Below are 13,722 nucleotides of genomic sequence, written 5' to 3'. Positions count from 1 at the left end.
AACCGGGGCTCAGCTGGTGCGGCCCTTGGCGTCGAACGCCTTCATGCGGTCCAGTACGCCGTCCGCCGTGGGGGCGAGCATCTCGTCGACGATCCGGCCGTCCGCGAGGAAGATGACGCGGTCCGCGTAGGAGGCCGCCACGGGGTCGTGGGTCACCATGACGACGGTCTGGCCCAGCTCCCGTACCGAGTTGCGCAGGAAGCCCAGGACCTCGGCACCGGAGCGGGAGTCCAGGTTTCCGGTCGGCTCGTCACCGAAGATGATCTCGGGCTGCGAGGCGAGGGCACGGGCGACGGCGACGCGCTGCTGCTGACCGCCGGACAGCTGGGCCGGCCGGTGGCTGAGCCGCCCGGACATTCCGACCATGTCGATGACCTGCTGCAGCCACTGCTTGTCGGGCTTGCGGCCCGCGATGTCCATGGGCAGCGTGATGTTCTCGAGTGCCGTCAGTGTCGGCAGCAGGTTGAACGCCTGGAAGATGAATCCGATCTTGTCGCGGCGCAGCTGCGTCAGCTGCTTGTCCTTGAGCGAACCCAGCTCGGTCTCCCCGATCCGCACGGAGCCGCTGCTGAAGCTGTCGAGACCGGCCACGCAGTGCATCAGCGTGGACTTGCCGGAGCCCGAGGGCCCCATGATCGCGGTGAACTCGCCCTGCCGGAAGTCCACGGTGACCCGGTCGAGGGCGACCACCTGGGTCTCGCCCTGTCCGTAGACCTTGGACAGATCCATGGCGCGGGCGGCCACCGAGGTGGCGCGGTGGGCGATGGGGGTGGTGGTCACGAGACGACTCTCCTGTCACAGCGTTCTTCAGGGACCACCCCATCGTGCTGCCCGTCGGGCGCCGGATCGTCCGTCCCGGAGCCCGTTCCCGGGCCCTCTCGGGTCTTACGGCGCGGCCCGTCCGTCCTCCTTTGGTATGACGGCGTCCCCCGGATGCCCTCGGGGTGCCGCCGGTGTCCCCGGCGCGGGGACGGGGCGGCGGCGGGGCGGCGACTTTCCGTCATTCCCGGGTACGGGGCCGGGCCCGCGAGGGCCGGTCCAGGGCATGTGGAAACCGACGGTTACCTGGACTGACACACCCTCAGGAGTCAATAAAATAAGACAACATCGGGTCGATGTTCCGCTGTTCGAGGGATCTGCCCGGATAGGCTCATGTGCCAACGCAGAGCCGCGCGCCAAGCCCGGATGGTGGAATGCAGACACGGCGAGCTTAAACCTCGCTGGCCTTCGGGCCGTGCCGGTTCGAGTCCGGCTCCGGGCACGCCTTTCCGCCCGCCGCAGGGCGTCGGCCGCCGGTTGCCGGCACCCGTCGGCCGGTCGCGGCGGAAGACAACTCCGGCCTGGAGCGGGTGTGTTCGGCAGACGGCCGCTTCCGCACTCAGCGCGCGAGGAGCATGTACGTGTTCTGCAGGTCGTCCTGCACCACGTGGGCCTCGCCGCCGACCGTGCGGACCACCAGATCGTCCTCAGGGGTGAAGGGCCGGTACTCCCAGCCCCGCGGGAGGCTCAGTTGCTCGCCGAGCGTGGACAGGGAGTCCAGTGTCAGGCTGTCGTCCACCAGATGGGCGTACGTCTGCATGACGTACGTGCGGTCGCCCGGAGCGACCAGGGCGAAGGCGGGCCTGTCGGCGGACAGGACGTATTCCGTGTCCCGCTCGACCGTGGTGTCGACGTAGTGCCGCTTGGGCGTGGTCCCGGTCGGGTCGAGCTGCTCCGGGGGGATGCGGACCTCGGCCACCAGCCGGGCCGCCAGGCCGTCGAACTCGGTGACCTCCCCCACCTTGAACGCCGTGATCTCGTCCACCACCCAGAAGCGGGGCCCGTTCAGGAAGACCAGGGGGACCTGGAACTGCTCCGCGAGGGCAGGGGGATCGAGCGCGTTCCACTGCTCCGGTGGGCAGTCGTTGAGGCCGAGTGTGTTGTAGACGGCCCCCTTGAGATGCCCGTCCTCGTCCGGGGTGATGAGCAGGATCTCGCCGTAGCGGGCGTCCCGCAGGCCGTCGAGGTGCCGGGCCGCGTGCTCGGTATGAGGCATCGGTCCTCCTTCTCGCGGGGCCCTCGTGCTGTGGCGGAGGCCGCCTGGCGCAACCCGTCGGAGGGGCTGCGGACGGTGACGTCGGACGGCGTCCGGTGGACCGGTCGTGGTGAAGGGTGTCCTCCGTCCCACCATACGGACCGCCCGGAGGAGCACCAACGGGAAGCGGTGCGGGACGAGGTGGCGCGACGCCGGCAGCTGACCGCGCGGTGCGCGGTGCGCGGTGCTCGGTTGTACGGGAGTGAGCCGCTTCTCGGTCCGGTGGTGGGCGTGCGGCTCGCCGGTGAAGGCATCGACCTCCGCGCAGCCCGTCGGGCGGTGCGGGCGCAGTCGACAGGCTCGCCGCGAGCGGTTCCAGGAGCGAGGCAGCCGGTTCGTCGCCGCGCGTCTCGCAGATCGGCCGGTCGCGGCCGAGGAAGCAGGTGGAGCGCGGCCACGGACTCCGTGACCGTCCGGTTGACCGCCTCGTCCGGGCGATGGGCTCCTCTTTTGATTCTCTGACCGTGGTCAGGGAATCGCCCCGGGCCGCCGGGCGTCGCAGGGCCGCCATCAGGGTGACCGGACCGTCACGATCCAGGAAAGATCCTCCCTCAGCACTAGGCCGATCTCTTTGCCCCCGCATTACTCTTGTGTCAAGGCCGCGCAGGGTGGCCATGAAGGAGTGAGATGAGGAGCAGTAACCCGGTCTTCTCGCGACGGGGGTTCAGCCGCGACAACGGCCACGCGGGCTTCAACACCGCGCCGCAGGCCGGGAGCCCCGACGCCGGAGCCAACCCGTACGCCCAGGGCGCCGGCAACCCGTACGCCACGAACCCTTACGCCCCGTCGGACGCCCAGGTGGGCGCGCCGCCGCAGGCTCCCGCCCGCACCGGCGTGATGACGATCGACGACGTCGTGGCGCGTACCGCCATGACGCTCGGTACGGTCGTGCTCACGGCCGTCCTGTCGTGGGTGCTCCTGCCTGTGGACCCCGCCAACATCGGCAAGTCCTACGGCATCGCCATCGGCGCCGCGCTGGTGGCGTTCGTGCTGGCGATGGTCCAGTCCTTCAAGCGCAAGGCCTCGCCCGCGCTGATCCTGGCGTACGCCGCGTTCGAGGGTGTCTTCCTCGGTGTCATCTCCAGCGCCGTCTCGACGTACATCTCGGACGGTGTCGTGGCGCAGGCCGTGCTCGGCACCATGGCGGTCTTCGCCGGTGTGCTGATCGCGTACAAGATGCGCTGGATCCGCGTCACCCGCCGTTTCTACGGCTTCGTGATGGCGGCCGCGATGGGCTTCGTGCTGCTGATGGCGGTCAACCTGCTGTTCGCCGTCTTCGGCGGCGGTGACGGCCTCGGCTTCCGCAGCGGTGGCCTCGGCATCCTGTTCGGCGTCATCGGCATCATCCTCGGTGCCTGCTTCCTCGCCCTGGACTTCAAGCAGGTCGAGGACGGCATCGCCTACGGCGCTCCGCGTGAGGAGTCGTGGCTGGCGGCCTTCGGCCTCACCATGACCCTGGTGTGGATCTACCTGGAGATGCTGCGTGTGCTGTCGATCCTGCAGGGCGACGACTGACGTCGGTGCCGGTGAGGACTGACGACGAAGGGCCCGTTCCGGCACTGCCGGGCGGGCCCTTCCCGTTGTCGGAAACGCACGTCCGTCCTAGAGCAGCTTTCGCGCCGCCCGCCTCAGGTCGTACTCATGGATGATCGCTTTCGCATGTCCGTACGCGAGGTTGTGCTCGCCCCGGAGCCAGCTGACCTTCTCCTCGAAGCGGAAGAGAGCGGGGCCTTCCTCTACGGTGCGCAACCAGTCGGCTACTTCACGACCGGTGCAATGAGGGATGCGGGAGAGCAGATTGCGGTGGGTCTCTTCGGAGAAGACTTGGGACATCGGCGCCTCCGGACGCTTTGCGCGTGTGGTCCTTCACGCCACCGTGCCTGAGCGTTCGCGTATTGGCAACAGTCCCGCACCGGCGCGTAGGGTCGCGGCGTGCTGGATACGACACCTCTGACCGCCGCGGTGGAGCGGATCGCCGACCGGCTGCGGGCCGCCCCGCAGAGCCGGCTGCAGCGTGGCGCGGCCGCCGAAGGGCTGGCGCTGGCCAGGGAATTGGCGCTGCGGGCCCAGCGGATCGAGACCCCGCAGGACGAGCCGCGGACCATGCCCGACGCGGGCCTCTTCGCGGTCGCGGACCAACTGGTCGTGGCGGGGACTGATTTGGCCGAAGCCCTGCGCATGGCTGCGGCCTCGCCGAAGGTGCTGGGCGAGGCCGTGGGGTTCGTGGAGGACACGGGGGCGCGGCTGAGGCCGTTGCTGTAGCGCGTCCCGAGTCCCACGGTCCCCGCGGGGGGCGCGTTGGAGCGCGGACGGCGCCTCAGGGGAGCGTCGCTGTGGCGGCGCTCCGGCAGTCGGCAGCGAGGCCGGCGTGAGACGCCCGGCGGGACGGCGCCGAGAGGGACGGCGCCGAGAGGGACGGCGCCTAGAGCGAGGCGATGACGCGGTCCGCGAGGATGTAGACGTTCTCGCCGGAGCCGCAGGAGAAGGTCAGGGCGTACGCACCGGACACGCCCGAGCCGCCCAGCAGGACCGGCGCCTCGCCGTTCCGCAGCGCCTCGGCGAGCCGCTCGGCGGTCTCCCGGTGGCCGGGGGTCATGCAGAGCGTCGTGCCGTCGGCGAAGACGTACACGTCGAGGGTGCCCAGCGGGCCAGGCCGTACGTCGGAGAGGGCGGTGCCGGTCTCGGCGAGCTCCTCCAGGCGGGCCACGGTCCGCTCGTGGTCGGTGACCACGGGTGTCTGGACCGGGACGAAGTCCGGGTGCGAGGGGTGCCGGCGGCGGGCGGCGGCGAGCTCGGGGGAGTCGTCGGCGAACTCGGCCGGCGGCTCCGCGGTCTCCGCGACCTCGGCCAGACCGGCGAGCCTGTCGAGCTCGTCGAGGGCCTCGACGGCCTCCAGGTCCATCGCCTCGAGCCCGACGAAGTCGGCCTGGCGCGGTATGAACAGCGGAGGCAGGTCGTCGCCGAGGCCGCCCGAGCCACCGAGCAGCGTCGGGGCGTCCGCGGCGTCGCGGGCCTCCTGCGCGGCCCAGAAGGCGCGCGCCTCGGCCAGCTCGCGCTCACGCTCCTCGGCGAGGGCCTCGGCGACGGCGGCGCGTATCTCGTCGCAGGGGGCGGTGCGGGCCTGCGGGACGGCTGCGGCGAAGGAGCCGGTGGCGGCGCTCGTGGCGTCGGCCAGCTCGGTACGCAGGGCCGTGACCTGCTTGCGCAGCCCGTGAGCGGCGTGCAGGGCAGCGGCGCCGACGGCCGTGGCAGCGGCCGTCGTCAGCAGCAGGGCGAGGGACATGGCGCTCACTGACATACTCCCGGTTTCAAAGGATTCCCCGACTTACTACATCAGCTTGTCGTGAGCCGATGCCAGGTGTCAGTGCATTACGTCACGAAATGGACAGGACTTTGGGGTGGATGTTTAGCGCCAGAGCCGTCTGACCTGGGTAAACCATCTCCCCCAGGAGATAGGTCACATCCTGGGGGAGATTCGGTCACGGCTGGGACGCGAGGGGATTGAGAAAGCCCTTGCGGAGGGATGCCGGACCGCCCGATCGAGCAGGTCGGCGGCCCTGAGGCGGCGGCAGGGAGGCCGCCGCCGCGGTGTCAGCTGAGGCGCTCGATCACCATGGCCATGCCCTGGCCGCCGCCGACGCACATGGTCTCCAGACCGAACTGCTTGTCGTGGAACTGCAGGCTGTTGATCAGCGTGCCGGTGATGCGGGCGCCGGTCATGCCGAAGGGGTGGCCCACGGCGATCGCGCCGCCGTTGACGTTCAGCTTGTCCAGCGGGATGCCCAGGTCGCGGTAGGACGGGATGACCTGGGCCGCGAACGCCTCGTTGATCTCGGCCAGGTCGATGTCGTCGATGGTCAGCCCGGCACGCTTCAGCGCCTGCTTGCTGGCCTCGACCGGGCCGTATCCCATGATCTCGGGGGAGAGGCCGGAGACACCGGTGGAGACGATCCGGGCCAGAGGGGTCAGGCCCAGCTCCCGCGCCTTGGTGTCGGACATGATCACAAGGGCGGCGGCGCCGTCGTTGAGCGGGCAGCAGTTGCCGGCGGTGACCAGGCCGTCGGGGCGGAAGACCGGCTTCAGGCCCTGGACGCCGTCAAGGGTGACGCCGGCGCGCGGGCCGTCGTCCTTGCTGACGACCGTGCCGTCCGGGAGCGTCACGGGAGTGATCTCGCGCTCCCAGAAGCCGTTCTTGATGGCCTCCTCGGCGAGGTTCTGGGACCGTACGCCGAACTCGTCCATGTCCTGGCGGGTGACGCCCTTGAGGCGGGCCAGGTTCTCGGCGGTCTGGCCCATCGCGATGTAGGCGTCCGGGACCAGGCCGTCCTCGCGCGGGTCGTGCCAGCTCGCGCCCTCGCTCGCGGCGACGGCGGCGGTGCGGGCCTCGGCCTCGGCGAAGAGGGGGTTGTGGGTGTCGGGCAGACCGTCGGAGGTGCCCTTCACGGAGCGGGACACCATCTCGACACCGGCCGAGACGAAGACGTCGCCCTCGCCCGCCTTGATGGCGTGCAGCGCCATGCGGGAGGTCTGCAGGGAGGAGGAGCAGTAGCGCGTGATCGTGCAGCCGGGGAGGTGGTCCATCCCCATCTGCACGGCGACGATACGGCCCAGGTTGTGCCCCTGCTCACCGCCCGGCAGACCGCAGCCGAGCATCAGGTCGTCGATGTCCTTCGGGTCGAGCTCGGGGACCTTGGCGAGCGCGGTCTGGATGATGGTCGCGGTCAGGTCGTCCGGCCGCAGGTCCTTCAGCGAGCCCTTGAAGGCTCGGCCGATGGGGGAGCGGGCGGCAGAGACGATCACGGCTTCGGGCATCACGGCTCCAGAGGGAGTGCGGCGGTCAGGGAGGACTGTCTGGGAAGTTACCCCTACGTATCGCTCGGGTCACTGTACGGACCGTGTGATGAGGGCCTCTTTTCTAAGCGCTCGCTTACGGGTGGCGCGTGGCGGCGCGGGTGGCCCGGTGGGCGCCGGTGCGGCCGGCCGCGCGGGTGGGCCGGGCATGGGAGGTGCGGCCTGTGCGGTACTCGTTCCCCACCCCGCCCCGTCCGGAACCGGGGCTCCGCCCGGACTCGTTTCCGGGCTTCGCCCCGGCCCCGCGGCGGGGCTCGCCCGCGCCGCGGCCATCCCGCTTCGCCTCGGCGACGCGCGGCTCCGAGTCGCCCCCGACCGTCAGTCCGAGCCGTGGACCTCGGCCCGCTCCGCCGCCGAGGGCTCGGGCTCCGGGGCCACCGAGGCCGGGAGCCGGCGGCGCCTGCGGTGCTTGAGCAGGGCCCAGGGCGCGCGGGCGCCCGTGACCTCGGTACCGCCCTCCGAGGCCGCCTCCGCCGCCGCCTTCGCCACCGGCAGCATCCCCTCGTCGCGGTCGGCGTCCAGCCGGTCCGTCTCCGGCCACAGGCCGAGCACCGCGCACAGCGTCGGCAGCACCGCCATCGCCGCCGTCGCGTACCCCTCCGCGGAGGGGTGGTAGTTGTCCACGCCGAACATCTCGCGCGGGTTCGCCGCGAACTCCGGGCCCAGCAGATCGCCGAGCGAGACCGTACGGCCGCCCTGCTCCACCGCGCCGATCGTCTGCGCGGCCGCGAGCTGCCGTGAGACCCGGCGGGCCAGCCAGCGCAGCGGTTGGTACACCGGCTCGATGGTGCCGAGATCAGGGCAGGTGCCCACCACCACCTCGGCGCCCGCCGTGCGCAGCCTGCGCACCGCCGCGGACAGATGGCGCACCGACTGCGTCGGCGGCATCCGGTGCGTGACGTCGTTCGCGCCGACCATGATCACGCAGACGTCGGGGGCCCGCCCGGGATCCAGCAGGGCCAGGCCGACCTGTCGCTCGAGGTCGTCCGACTGGGCCCCCGGCTCCGCCACGATCCGCAGCTCCACCGGCTGCTCCGCCACCGCGGCGAGCCCCGACGCCAGCAGCGCACCCGGCGTCTGCCCGGCGCGCCGCACCCCCTGGCCGACCGCCGTGGAGTCACCCAGGAGGACGAGGCGCAGCGGGTCCGCCGGGCCGTACGACGCCGTCCCGTACAGCCCGTCCGGGGCGGGTGGCACCGGCGCCGTACCACCGCCGACGGACCTCTTGGCCAGCTGCACCTCGGCCAGCACCACACCCACGGCCGCCACGCCGAGCAGGCCGATTCCGCCGCCGCCGTATGCCGCGCCGGCCGCGATGCGCCGCGCCACCCTCGCCCTCGACACCGTCCCCGCCACCGTCCCCGCCACCTCCGCGTCGCCGTGCTGTCGTACAAGAGCTAACTGCCCCGTAACGACCGTCGCCCAATCTCGCCCCGGTACGGCATACGCTGACGGAATCACTACGGAGATCCCGGAGACTTACGGTGCAATTCCACGACTCGATGATCAGTCTGGTTGGCAATACCCCGCTGGTGAAGCTCAACAGCGTGACCGCGGGCATTCAGGCGACGGTGCTCGCCAAGGTCGAGTACTTCAACCCCGGCGGCTCGGTGAAGGACCGCATCGCCCTGCGCATGATCGAGGCCGCCGAACAGAGCGGCGAGCTCGAGCCGGGCGGCACGATCGTCGAGCCGACGAGCGGCAACACGGGCGTTGGCCTGGCCATCGTGGCCCAGCAGAAGGGCTACAAGTGCATCTTCGTCTGCCCGGACAAGGTGTCCACGGACAAGATCAATGTGCTGCGTGCCTACGGGGCGGAGGTCGTCGTCTGCCCGACGGCGGTCGACCCGGAGCACCCTGACTCGTACTACAACGTCTCCGACCGGCTCGTGCGTGAGACGCCGGGTGCCTGGAAGCCCGACCAGTACTCCAACCCCAACAACCCGCGTTCGCATTACGAGACCACCGGTCCCGAACTGTGGGAACAGACTGAGGGGAAAATCACCCATTTCGTCGCAGGTGTAGGCACCGGCGGCACGATTTCCGGCACCGGTCGCTACTTGAAGGAGGTCAGCGGCGGCAAGGTGCGCATCGTCGGCGCCGACCCCGAGGGCTCCGTGTACTCCGGCGGCTCCGGCCGGCCCTACCTCGTCGAGGGCGTCGGTGAGGACTTCTGGCCGACCGCCTACGACCCGAACGTCACCGACGAGATCGTCGCCGTGTCCGACAAGGACTCGTTCCAGATGACGCGCCGCCTCGCCAAGGAGGAGGGCCTGCTGGTCGGCGGCTCCTGCGGCATGGCGGTCGTCGCCGCGCTGCGCGTGGCCGAGGGGCTCGGGCCGGACGACGTCGTGGTCGTGCTGCTCCCGGACAGCGGTCGCGGCTATCTGTCGAAGATCTTCAACGACGAGTGGATGAACGACTACGGCTTCCTGGAGCAGGCCGGCGACGAGCCGCGGGTCGGCGAGGTGCTGCAGCACAAGGAGGGCGCGCTGCCGTCTCTCGTGCACATGCACCCGGAGGAGACGGTCGGCCAGGCCATCGACGTCCTGCGCGAGTACGGCGTCTCGCAGATGCCCATCGTCAAGCCGGGCGCCGGACACCCGGACGTCATGGCCGCCGAGGTCATCGGCTCGGTCGTGGAGCGGGAGCTGCTGGACGCGCTGTTCACGCAGCGCGCGTCGCTGAACGACCCGCTGGAGAAGCACATGAGCCCGCCGCTGCCGCAGGTCGGCTCCGGTGAGCCGGTCGGCGACCTGATGTCGGTGCTCGGCCAGGCGGACGCGGCGATCGTGCTGGTGGAGGGCAAGCCCACGGGTGTCGTGAGCCGTCAGGACCTGCTGTCGTTCCTGGCCAGGACCGGGACCAAGTAGCCGCGGGGCGGGAGATCCGCAGCACGCGGGATGTCGTGCGCGGGGACCGCCGCACCCCCGGCGAACCGGGGGGCGGGACGACGGCGGTCCCCGCGTGGGACGCGGGCCGGGTCAGGGCCGACCCCGCGTCCGGGCGTCCATGGAGGTCCGGGAGCCGCTCCGGAGGTCCTTGACGCCGACACCCCTCAATGTGCCGGACGCGTGTTAAGCGTGTGCTGCGCCAACGTGTCGCGCTCGTACCAGTTTTGAGAAGCCGCGCCCGAGCCGGGCGGCGCCGGCCGCTCCGCCGTCGGGGCCCACCGTGGGGCACGCGATCCGGTCCTCGGGGTGGCGGCCCGCGGACAGGCGCAGGAAAGCGGCGGTCTCGGCGGCGAACGCGTCCCGATCCGGGCAGAGGCCGCGGCACGCGGGGCCGACGCAGGCGGCCGCTGCCCCGATGGTGGCGGGCAGCAGCCGTACGCCCGGGCGCACCCGCTCCGACGCGCGTTGCGGCGGGCCGTCGTCCTGCCGATGCGACAGCCTGAGCTTTTCGGCACCGGCGCGCTTCGGCCCCCCCGATGCCCTCGGGCCTCTCAGCCGTCCCACTCCGTATCGGGCTTCCTGCGGCCGTCGAGCCGTATCCGGTCCCGGAACGCATGCATCGCGTTCACCCCGACGATGCCGGCCCAGGCGACGATCAGGCCCTCCAGGCCGGCGTGCGCCGCGCCGATCGCCGAGAGCGGGATCGCGAGCACGGTCGAGAACATCGCGAAGCCGAACCGGTCGGCGAAGCTCCCGAAGCCGTCCCCGGAACGCCCGGGGCGCCCACCCCGGGCGGCGGCCATCTGCTGCTCGGCCAGATGGCGCCGCACACGGCGGTCGATCGTGTCGTCCATGCGCTGCTCGATCTTCTCCAGGAAGGACTCGATCAGCGCGGACTCGTACTCCGTGCCCAGCTCGCGGCGGGCGTGCAGGGTGGCGTCGAGCTCCTTCGTGAGCTCATGGTCGCGGGCTTCCATGCGCTCCACGGTAGGGAGCGCGGGCAGGGGTGTCAGTGGGGCTAACCCCCCTGTTGTGCGGTGAGCCCGTTCGCCGCGGCCCAGGCGTTCGCGACGTCCTCCGGGTCCTTCTTGTCCTTGTCGACCTGACGGTTGAGCTCGGTCAGGGCCTCGGTGGTGAGGGCGTTGCCGAGACGCGCGAGGGCCCGGAGCCGACGAGGACGGTGATCCCGCCCTCCGGCAGTTCCATGGTGAGGTTGTGCACCGCCGTCGTGCCGTTGGGGAAGCGCTTGTCCACTGCGTCGAATCTGATCACCAGAGTCCCTTGCCCGGCCTGCATATAGTCATGCAGAGTTCTGTGTAGCTGAATAAGTTGTCAATGCCCCGGGGTGAAACGCTGGTTACGGATGGTCGCACGTCGAGACGGGGTGTCCGGATAAGGAGGCGTTCGCGCATGATGTCGTCCCACATGATGGACACGCCCCCACACGTGTCCCGGCCCGTGCCCGTGCCCGCACCCACGGGCGTCGTCGTCCTCGACGGCCGGAGCCTCCCGGTCGCCGACATCGTCCGGCTCGCCGACGGAGCCGTCCGCCCCGTCCCCGACGCCGACGCGATGAAGCACGCCGAGCACTCCTGGGACACCGCCCGCCGGCTCGCCGCCTCCGGACGCGTCTACGGCCGCTCCACCGGCGTCGGCGCCAACCGGAGCGAGGACATCCCCACCGAGGCAGCCGCCGACCACGGCCTGCGGCTGCTCCGCAGCCACGCCGGGGCCATAGGGGATCCGCTCCCCGCCCGCGAGGTCCGCGCGATGCTCGCCGTGCGCGCCAACCAACTGCTCGCGGGCGGGGCCGGACTGCGCCCCACCGTGATCACCGCACTCTGTGAGGCGCTGGTGGCGGGCGCGTACCCCGTCGTCCACGAGTACGGCTCCGTCGGCACCGGCGACATCGCCGCGCTCGCCCAGCTGGGCCTCGCCCTCGCCGGTGAGCACCGCTGGCAGGGTTCAGGGCCCGCGCCCGCCCCCCAGGCCCTCGACAACAACGACGCCCTGGCCCTGATCAGCAGCAACGCGCTCACGCTGGGGCAGGCCGCCCTCGCACTCGACGAACTGCGCCGCCTCGTCAACGCCACGGAACTCGTCGCCGCGCTCTCCCTCCTCGCCGTCGACGGCTCGTACGAGGCGTACGCCGAGCCGGTCCACGCCGCTCGCCCGCACCCCGGCACGACCGCCGTCGCAGGCCGGATGCGCGAGCTGCTCGGCGCGCCCGGGCGCCCGACGCCACCGCTGGGCCGGATCCAGGACCCGTACGGCTTCCGCTGCCTCCCGCAGATACACGGTCCAGCGCACGACGCGGCGGACGCGCTGGAACGCACGCTCGCCGTCGAGATCAACGCCGCCGCCGAGAACCCCCTGATCTCCCCCGACGACCTGGCCGCCTACCATCACGGCGGCTTCTACCTCGCCGGACTCTCCCTCGCGCTCGACCACTTCCGGCTCTCGCTCGCCCAGGTCGCCCGGCTCTCCACCTCCCGGCTCGCGGCCCTCAACGAGCCCGCCTACACCCGCCTGCGGCCGTTCCTGGCGGGTTCCGAGCCCGCATCGTCCGGCGTGATGATCCTCGAGTACGCGGCCGGGGCCGCCCTCGGCGATCTCCGGGCCTGCTCGGCCCCCGCCTCGCTCGGCCACGCGGTACTGTCCCGTGGCGTCGAGGAGCAGGCCAGCTTCGCCTCGCTCGCCGCCCGTCAGACCCTGCGGGTGAGCGAGCCCTACCGGCTCGTCGTCGGCTGCGAACTCGTCGCCGCCGTCCGGGCCCTGCGCCAGCGCGATCTGCGCCCCGACCCGGAACTGCCCGTGGGGCGGGCCTTCGCGCTGGCCGAGGCGGTGCTCGACGTCGAGCACGCCGACCGGCCGTTGACCGATGATGTGACGTCGGCGGCCGCGCTGCTCGACACCTTCGGCACGATGACGTTCGGTGAACTGGCAAGAGTGACAAGGGGGACGGGGACGGCATGAGCGAGAACCACAACAGCCCTGCCGCACGACTGCAGCAGCTGTTCGAGGGCCACCGGCTCACCCCCACCCAGCGCCGTATCGCCCACTGCATGGTGCGCCGCGCGGGCGACGTGGCGTTCCTGTCCAGCGTCGAGCTGGCCGAGCTGGCCGGGGTCAGCCAGCCCTCCGTCACCCGGTTCGCCGTTGCACTCGGGTTCGACGGCTACCCCGCGCTGCGTCGCCATCTGCGCGAGATCACGCCTGCCGAACCTGCCGCGGACAAGGACACGTTCAACGAGTACCAGCAGGCCGTCCACGCCGAGATCGAGAACCTGCGGCACCTCGCCGAGTTGCTCGCGGACCCGGCCCCCGTCGAGCAGGCCGGCCGGATCCTCGCCGCCTCCCGCCCGCTCCCGGTCCTCGGCCTGCGCGCCGCCTCGTCCCAGGCCCGCGGCTTCGCGTACTTCGCGGCCAAGGTCCACCCGGACGTACGCCTCCTCGACGAGGGCGGCACGATGCTCGCCGACCGTATCGACGCCGCCCGGCGCGCGGGTGCGAGCGCGCTGCTCTGCTTCGCCCTGCCGCGACACCCGAAGGAGGTCGTGGAGGCGCTGGCGTACGCGCACGAATCCGGGCTGACCGTCGTCACGGTCGCCGACTCGGCCTTCGCTCCTGTCGCCGCCCACAGCGACCTGCTGATCCCGGCGGCGGTCGGCACGGGCCTCGCCTTCGACACGGCCTGCGCGCCGATGCTCCTGGGGCGGGTGCTGCTGGAGGCGATGTGCGACGACCTGCCGGACGCACAGGCGCGGCTGGAGGAGTTCGACGCACGGGCGGCGGAGCGCGGGCTGTTCACCGAGTAGCCGCCCCGGGGCGGCGGCCCTCGGCCGCGGGGCCGCTTCTCAGCCGCTCTTCAGAAAGCCCGACCACCCTCCGCGCCCGAAGGGG

12 protein-coding genes, 1 tRNA gene and 2 pseudogenes are annotated in these 13,722 nt (G+C 71.6%); 6 read left to right on the top strand and 9 right to left on the bottom strand.

The genetic code is table 11. The features are described from left to right. Window positions 1-9: 9 nt before the first annotated feature. A complete protein-coding gene (locus ABT078_RS15720; protein WP_351227877.1) occupies window positions 10-780 on the bottom strand; it encodes an ABC transporter ATP-binding protein in 771 nt (256 codons plus the stop codon). Window positions 781-1,179: 399 nt separating this feature from the next. Between ABT078_RS15720 and ABT078_RS15715 the strand changes: the two genes are divergently transcribed. After that, window positions 1,180-1,261: transfer RNA gene (locus ABT078_RS15715), tRNA-Leu, on the top strand. A 117-nt stretch (window positions 1,262-1,378) separates the two neighbouring features. Here the strand turns inward: ABT078_RS15715 and ABT078_RS15710 are convergent. Then, entirely contained in the window at window positions 1,379-2,035 is a 657-nt protein-coding gene (locus tag ABT078_RS15710) for a hypothetical protein (protein WP_351227875.1), read from the bottom strand. A gap of 666 nt (window positions 2,036-2,701) precedes the next feature. Between ABT078_RS15710 and ABT078_RS15705 the strand changes: the two genes are divergently transcribed. Then, window positions 2,702-3,589, top strand: a complete 888-nt coding sequence (locus tag ABT078_RS15705; RefSeq protein ID WP_351227873.1) for a Bax inhibitor-1/YccA family protein — start codon at window positions 2,702-2,704, stop codon at window positions 3,587-3,589. Between the two features lie 87 nt (window positions 3,590-3,676). Here the strand turns inward: ABT078_RS15705 and ABT078_RS15700 are convergent, their stop codons facing one another. Then, a complete protein-coding gene (locus tag ABT078_RS15700) occupies window positions 3,677-3,907 on the bottom strand; it encodes a DUF4287 domain-containing protein (protein ID WP_351227871.1) in 231 nt (76 codons plus the stop codon). Between the two features lie 99 nt (window positions 3,908-4,006). Here ABT078_RS15700 and ABT078_RS15695 point away from each other — a divergent pair, with 99 nt between their 5' ends. Further along, window positions 4,007-4,336: a hypothetical protein gene (locus ABT078_RS15695; protein ID WP_351227869.1), complete on the top strand. Its 330-nt coding sequence runs from the start codon at window positions 4,007-4,009 to the stop codon at window positions 4,334-4,336. Between the two features lie 160 nt (window positions 4,337-4,496). Here the strand turns inward: ABT078_RS15695 and ABT078_RS15690 are convergent, their stop codons facing one another. The 3 genes from ABT078_RS15690 to ABT078_RS15680 all read right to left on the bottom strand — a co-directional run bounded on the left by ABT078_RS15690 (window position 4,497) and on the right by ABT078_RS15680 (window position 8,254). Beyond that, window positions 4,497-5,372: a hypothetical protein gene (locus ABT078_RS15690; protein ID WP_351227867.1), complete on the bottom strand. Its 876-nt coding sequence runs from the start codon at window positions 5,370-5,372 to the stop codon at window positions 4,497-4,499. 293 nt (window positions 5,373-5,665) lie between these two features. Continuing rightward, window positions 5,666-6,886: an acetyl-CoA C-acetyltransferase gene (locus ABT078_RS15685; RefSeq protein ID WP_351227865.1), complete on the bottom strand. Its 1,221-nt coding sequence runs from the start codon at window positions 6,884-6,886 to the stop codon at window positions 5,666-5,668. 357 nt (window positions 6,887-7,243) lie between these two features. Next, complete coding sequence (locus tag ABT078_RS15680) at window positions 7,244-8,254, bottom strand: SGNH/GDSL hydrolase family protein (protein WP_351227975.1); 1,011 nt, start codon at window positions 8,252-8,254, stop codon at window positions 7,244-7,246. Between the two features lie 155 nt (window positions 8,255-8,409). On the opposite strand from ABT078_RS15680, the gene ABT078_RS15675 reads away from it, so the two are divergent. Beyond that, window positions 8,410-9,798 (top strand): cystathionine beta-synthase, encoded by a 1,389-nt coding sequence (locus ABT078_RS15675; protein WP_351227863.1) that lies wholly within the window; start codon window positions 8,410-8,412, stop codon window positions 9,796-9,798. Window positions 9,799-10,370: 572 nt separating this feature from the next. Here ABT078_RS15675 and ABT078_RS15670 read toward each other — a convergent pair. The 3 genes and pseudogenes from ABT078_RS15670 to ABT078_RS15660 all read right to left on the bottom strand — a co-directional run. Further along, window positions 10,371-10,796, bottom strand: coding sequence for a hypothetical protein (locus ABT078_RS15670; RefSeq protein ID WP_351227861.1), 426 nt, complete (start codon window positions 10,794-10,796; stop codon window positions 10,371-10,373). Between the two features lie 41 nt (window positions 10,797-10,837). Further along, window positions 10,838-10,984: pseudogene (locus ABT078_RS15665) on the bottom strand (glycine betaine ABC transporter substrate-binding protein); the annotation flags it as partial. Next, window positions 10,984-11,115 (bottom strand): annotated as a pseudogene (locus ABT078_RS15660) (ABC transporter ATP-binding protein); the annotation flags it as partial. The pseudogenes ABT078_RS15660 and ABT078_RS15665, both read right to left, overlap by 1 nt. Window positions 11,116-11,232: 117 nt before the next feature. On the opposite strand from ABT078_RS15660, the gene ABT078_RS15655 reads away from it, so the two are divergent. Further along, a complete protein-coding gene (locus ABT078_RS15655) occupies window positions 11,233-12,795 on the top strand; it encodes an aromatic amino acid ammonia-lyase (RefSeq protein WP_502981228.1) in 1,563 nt (520 codons plus the stop codon). Next, on the top strand, window positions 12,792-13,637 hold the full coding sequence (locus ABT078_RS15650; protein WP_351227859.1) for a MurR/RpiR family transcriptional regulator: 846 nt from the start codon (window positions 12,792-12,794) through the stop codon (window positions 13,635-13,637). The genes ABT078_RS15655 and ABT078_RS15650 overlap by 4 nt, the downstream gene beginning before the upstream one ends. Window positions 13,638-13,722: the final 85 nt, after the last annotated feature.

The sequence above is a fragment of the Streptomyces sp. NPDC002133 genome (assembly GCF_040296405.1).
In the GTDB taxonomy this organism is placed as follows: Bacteria; Actinomycetota; Actinomycetes; order Streptomycetales; family Streptomycetaceae; genus Streptomyces.
This window is presented reverse-complemented; position numbering and strand designations above follow the sequence as displayed.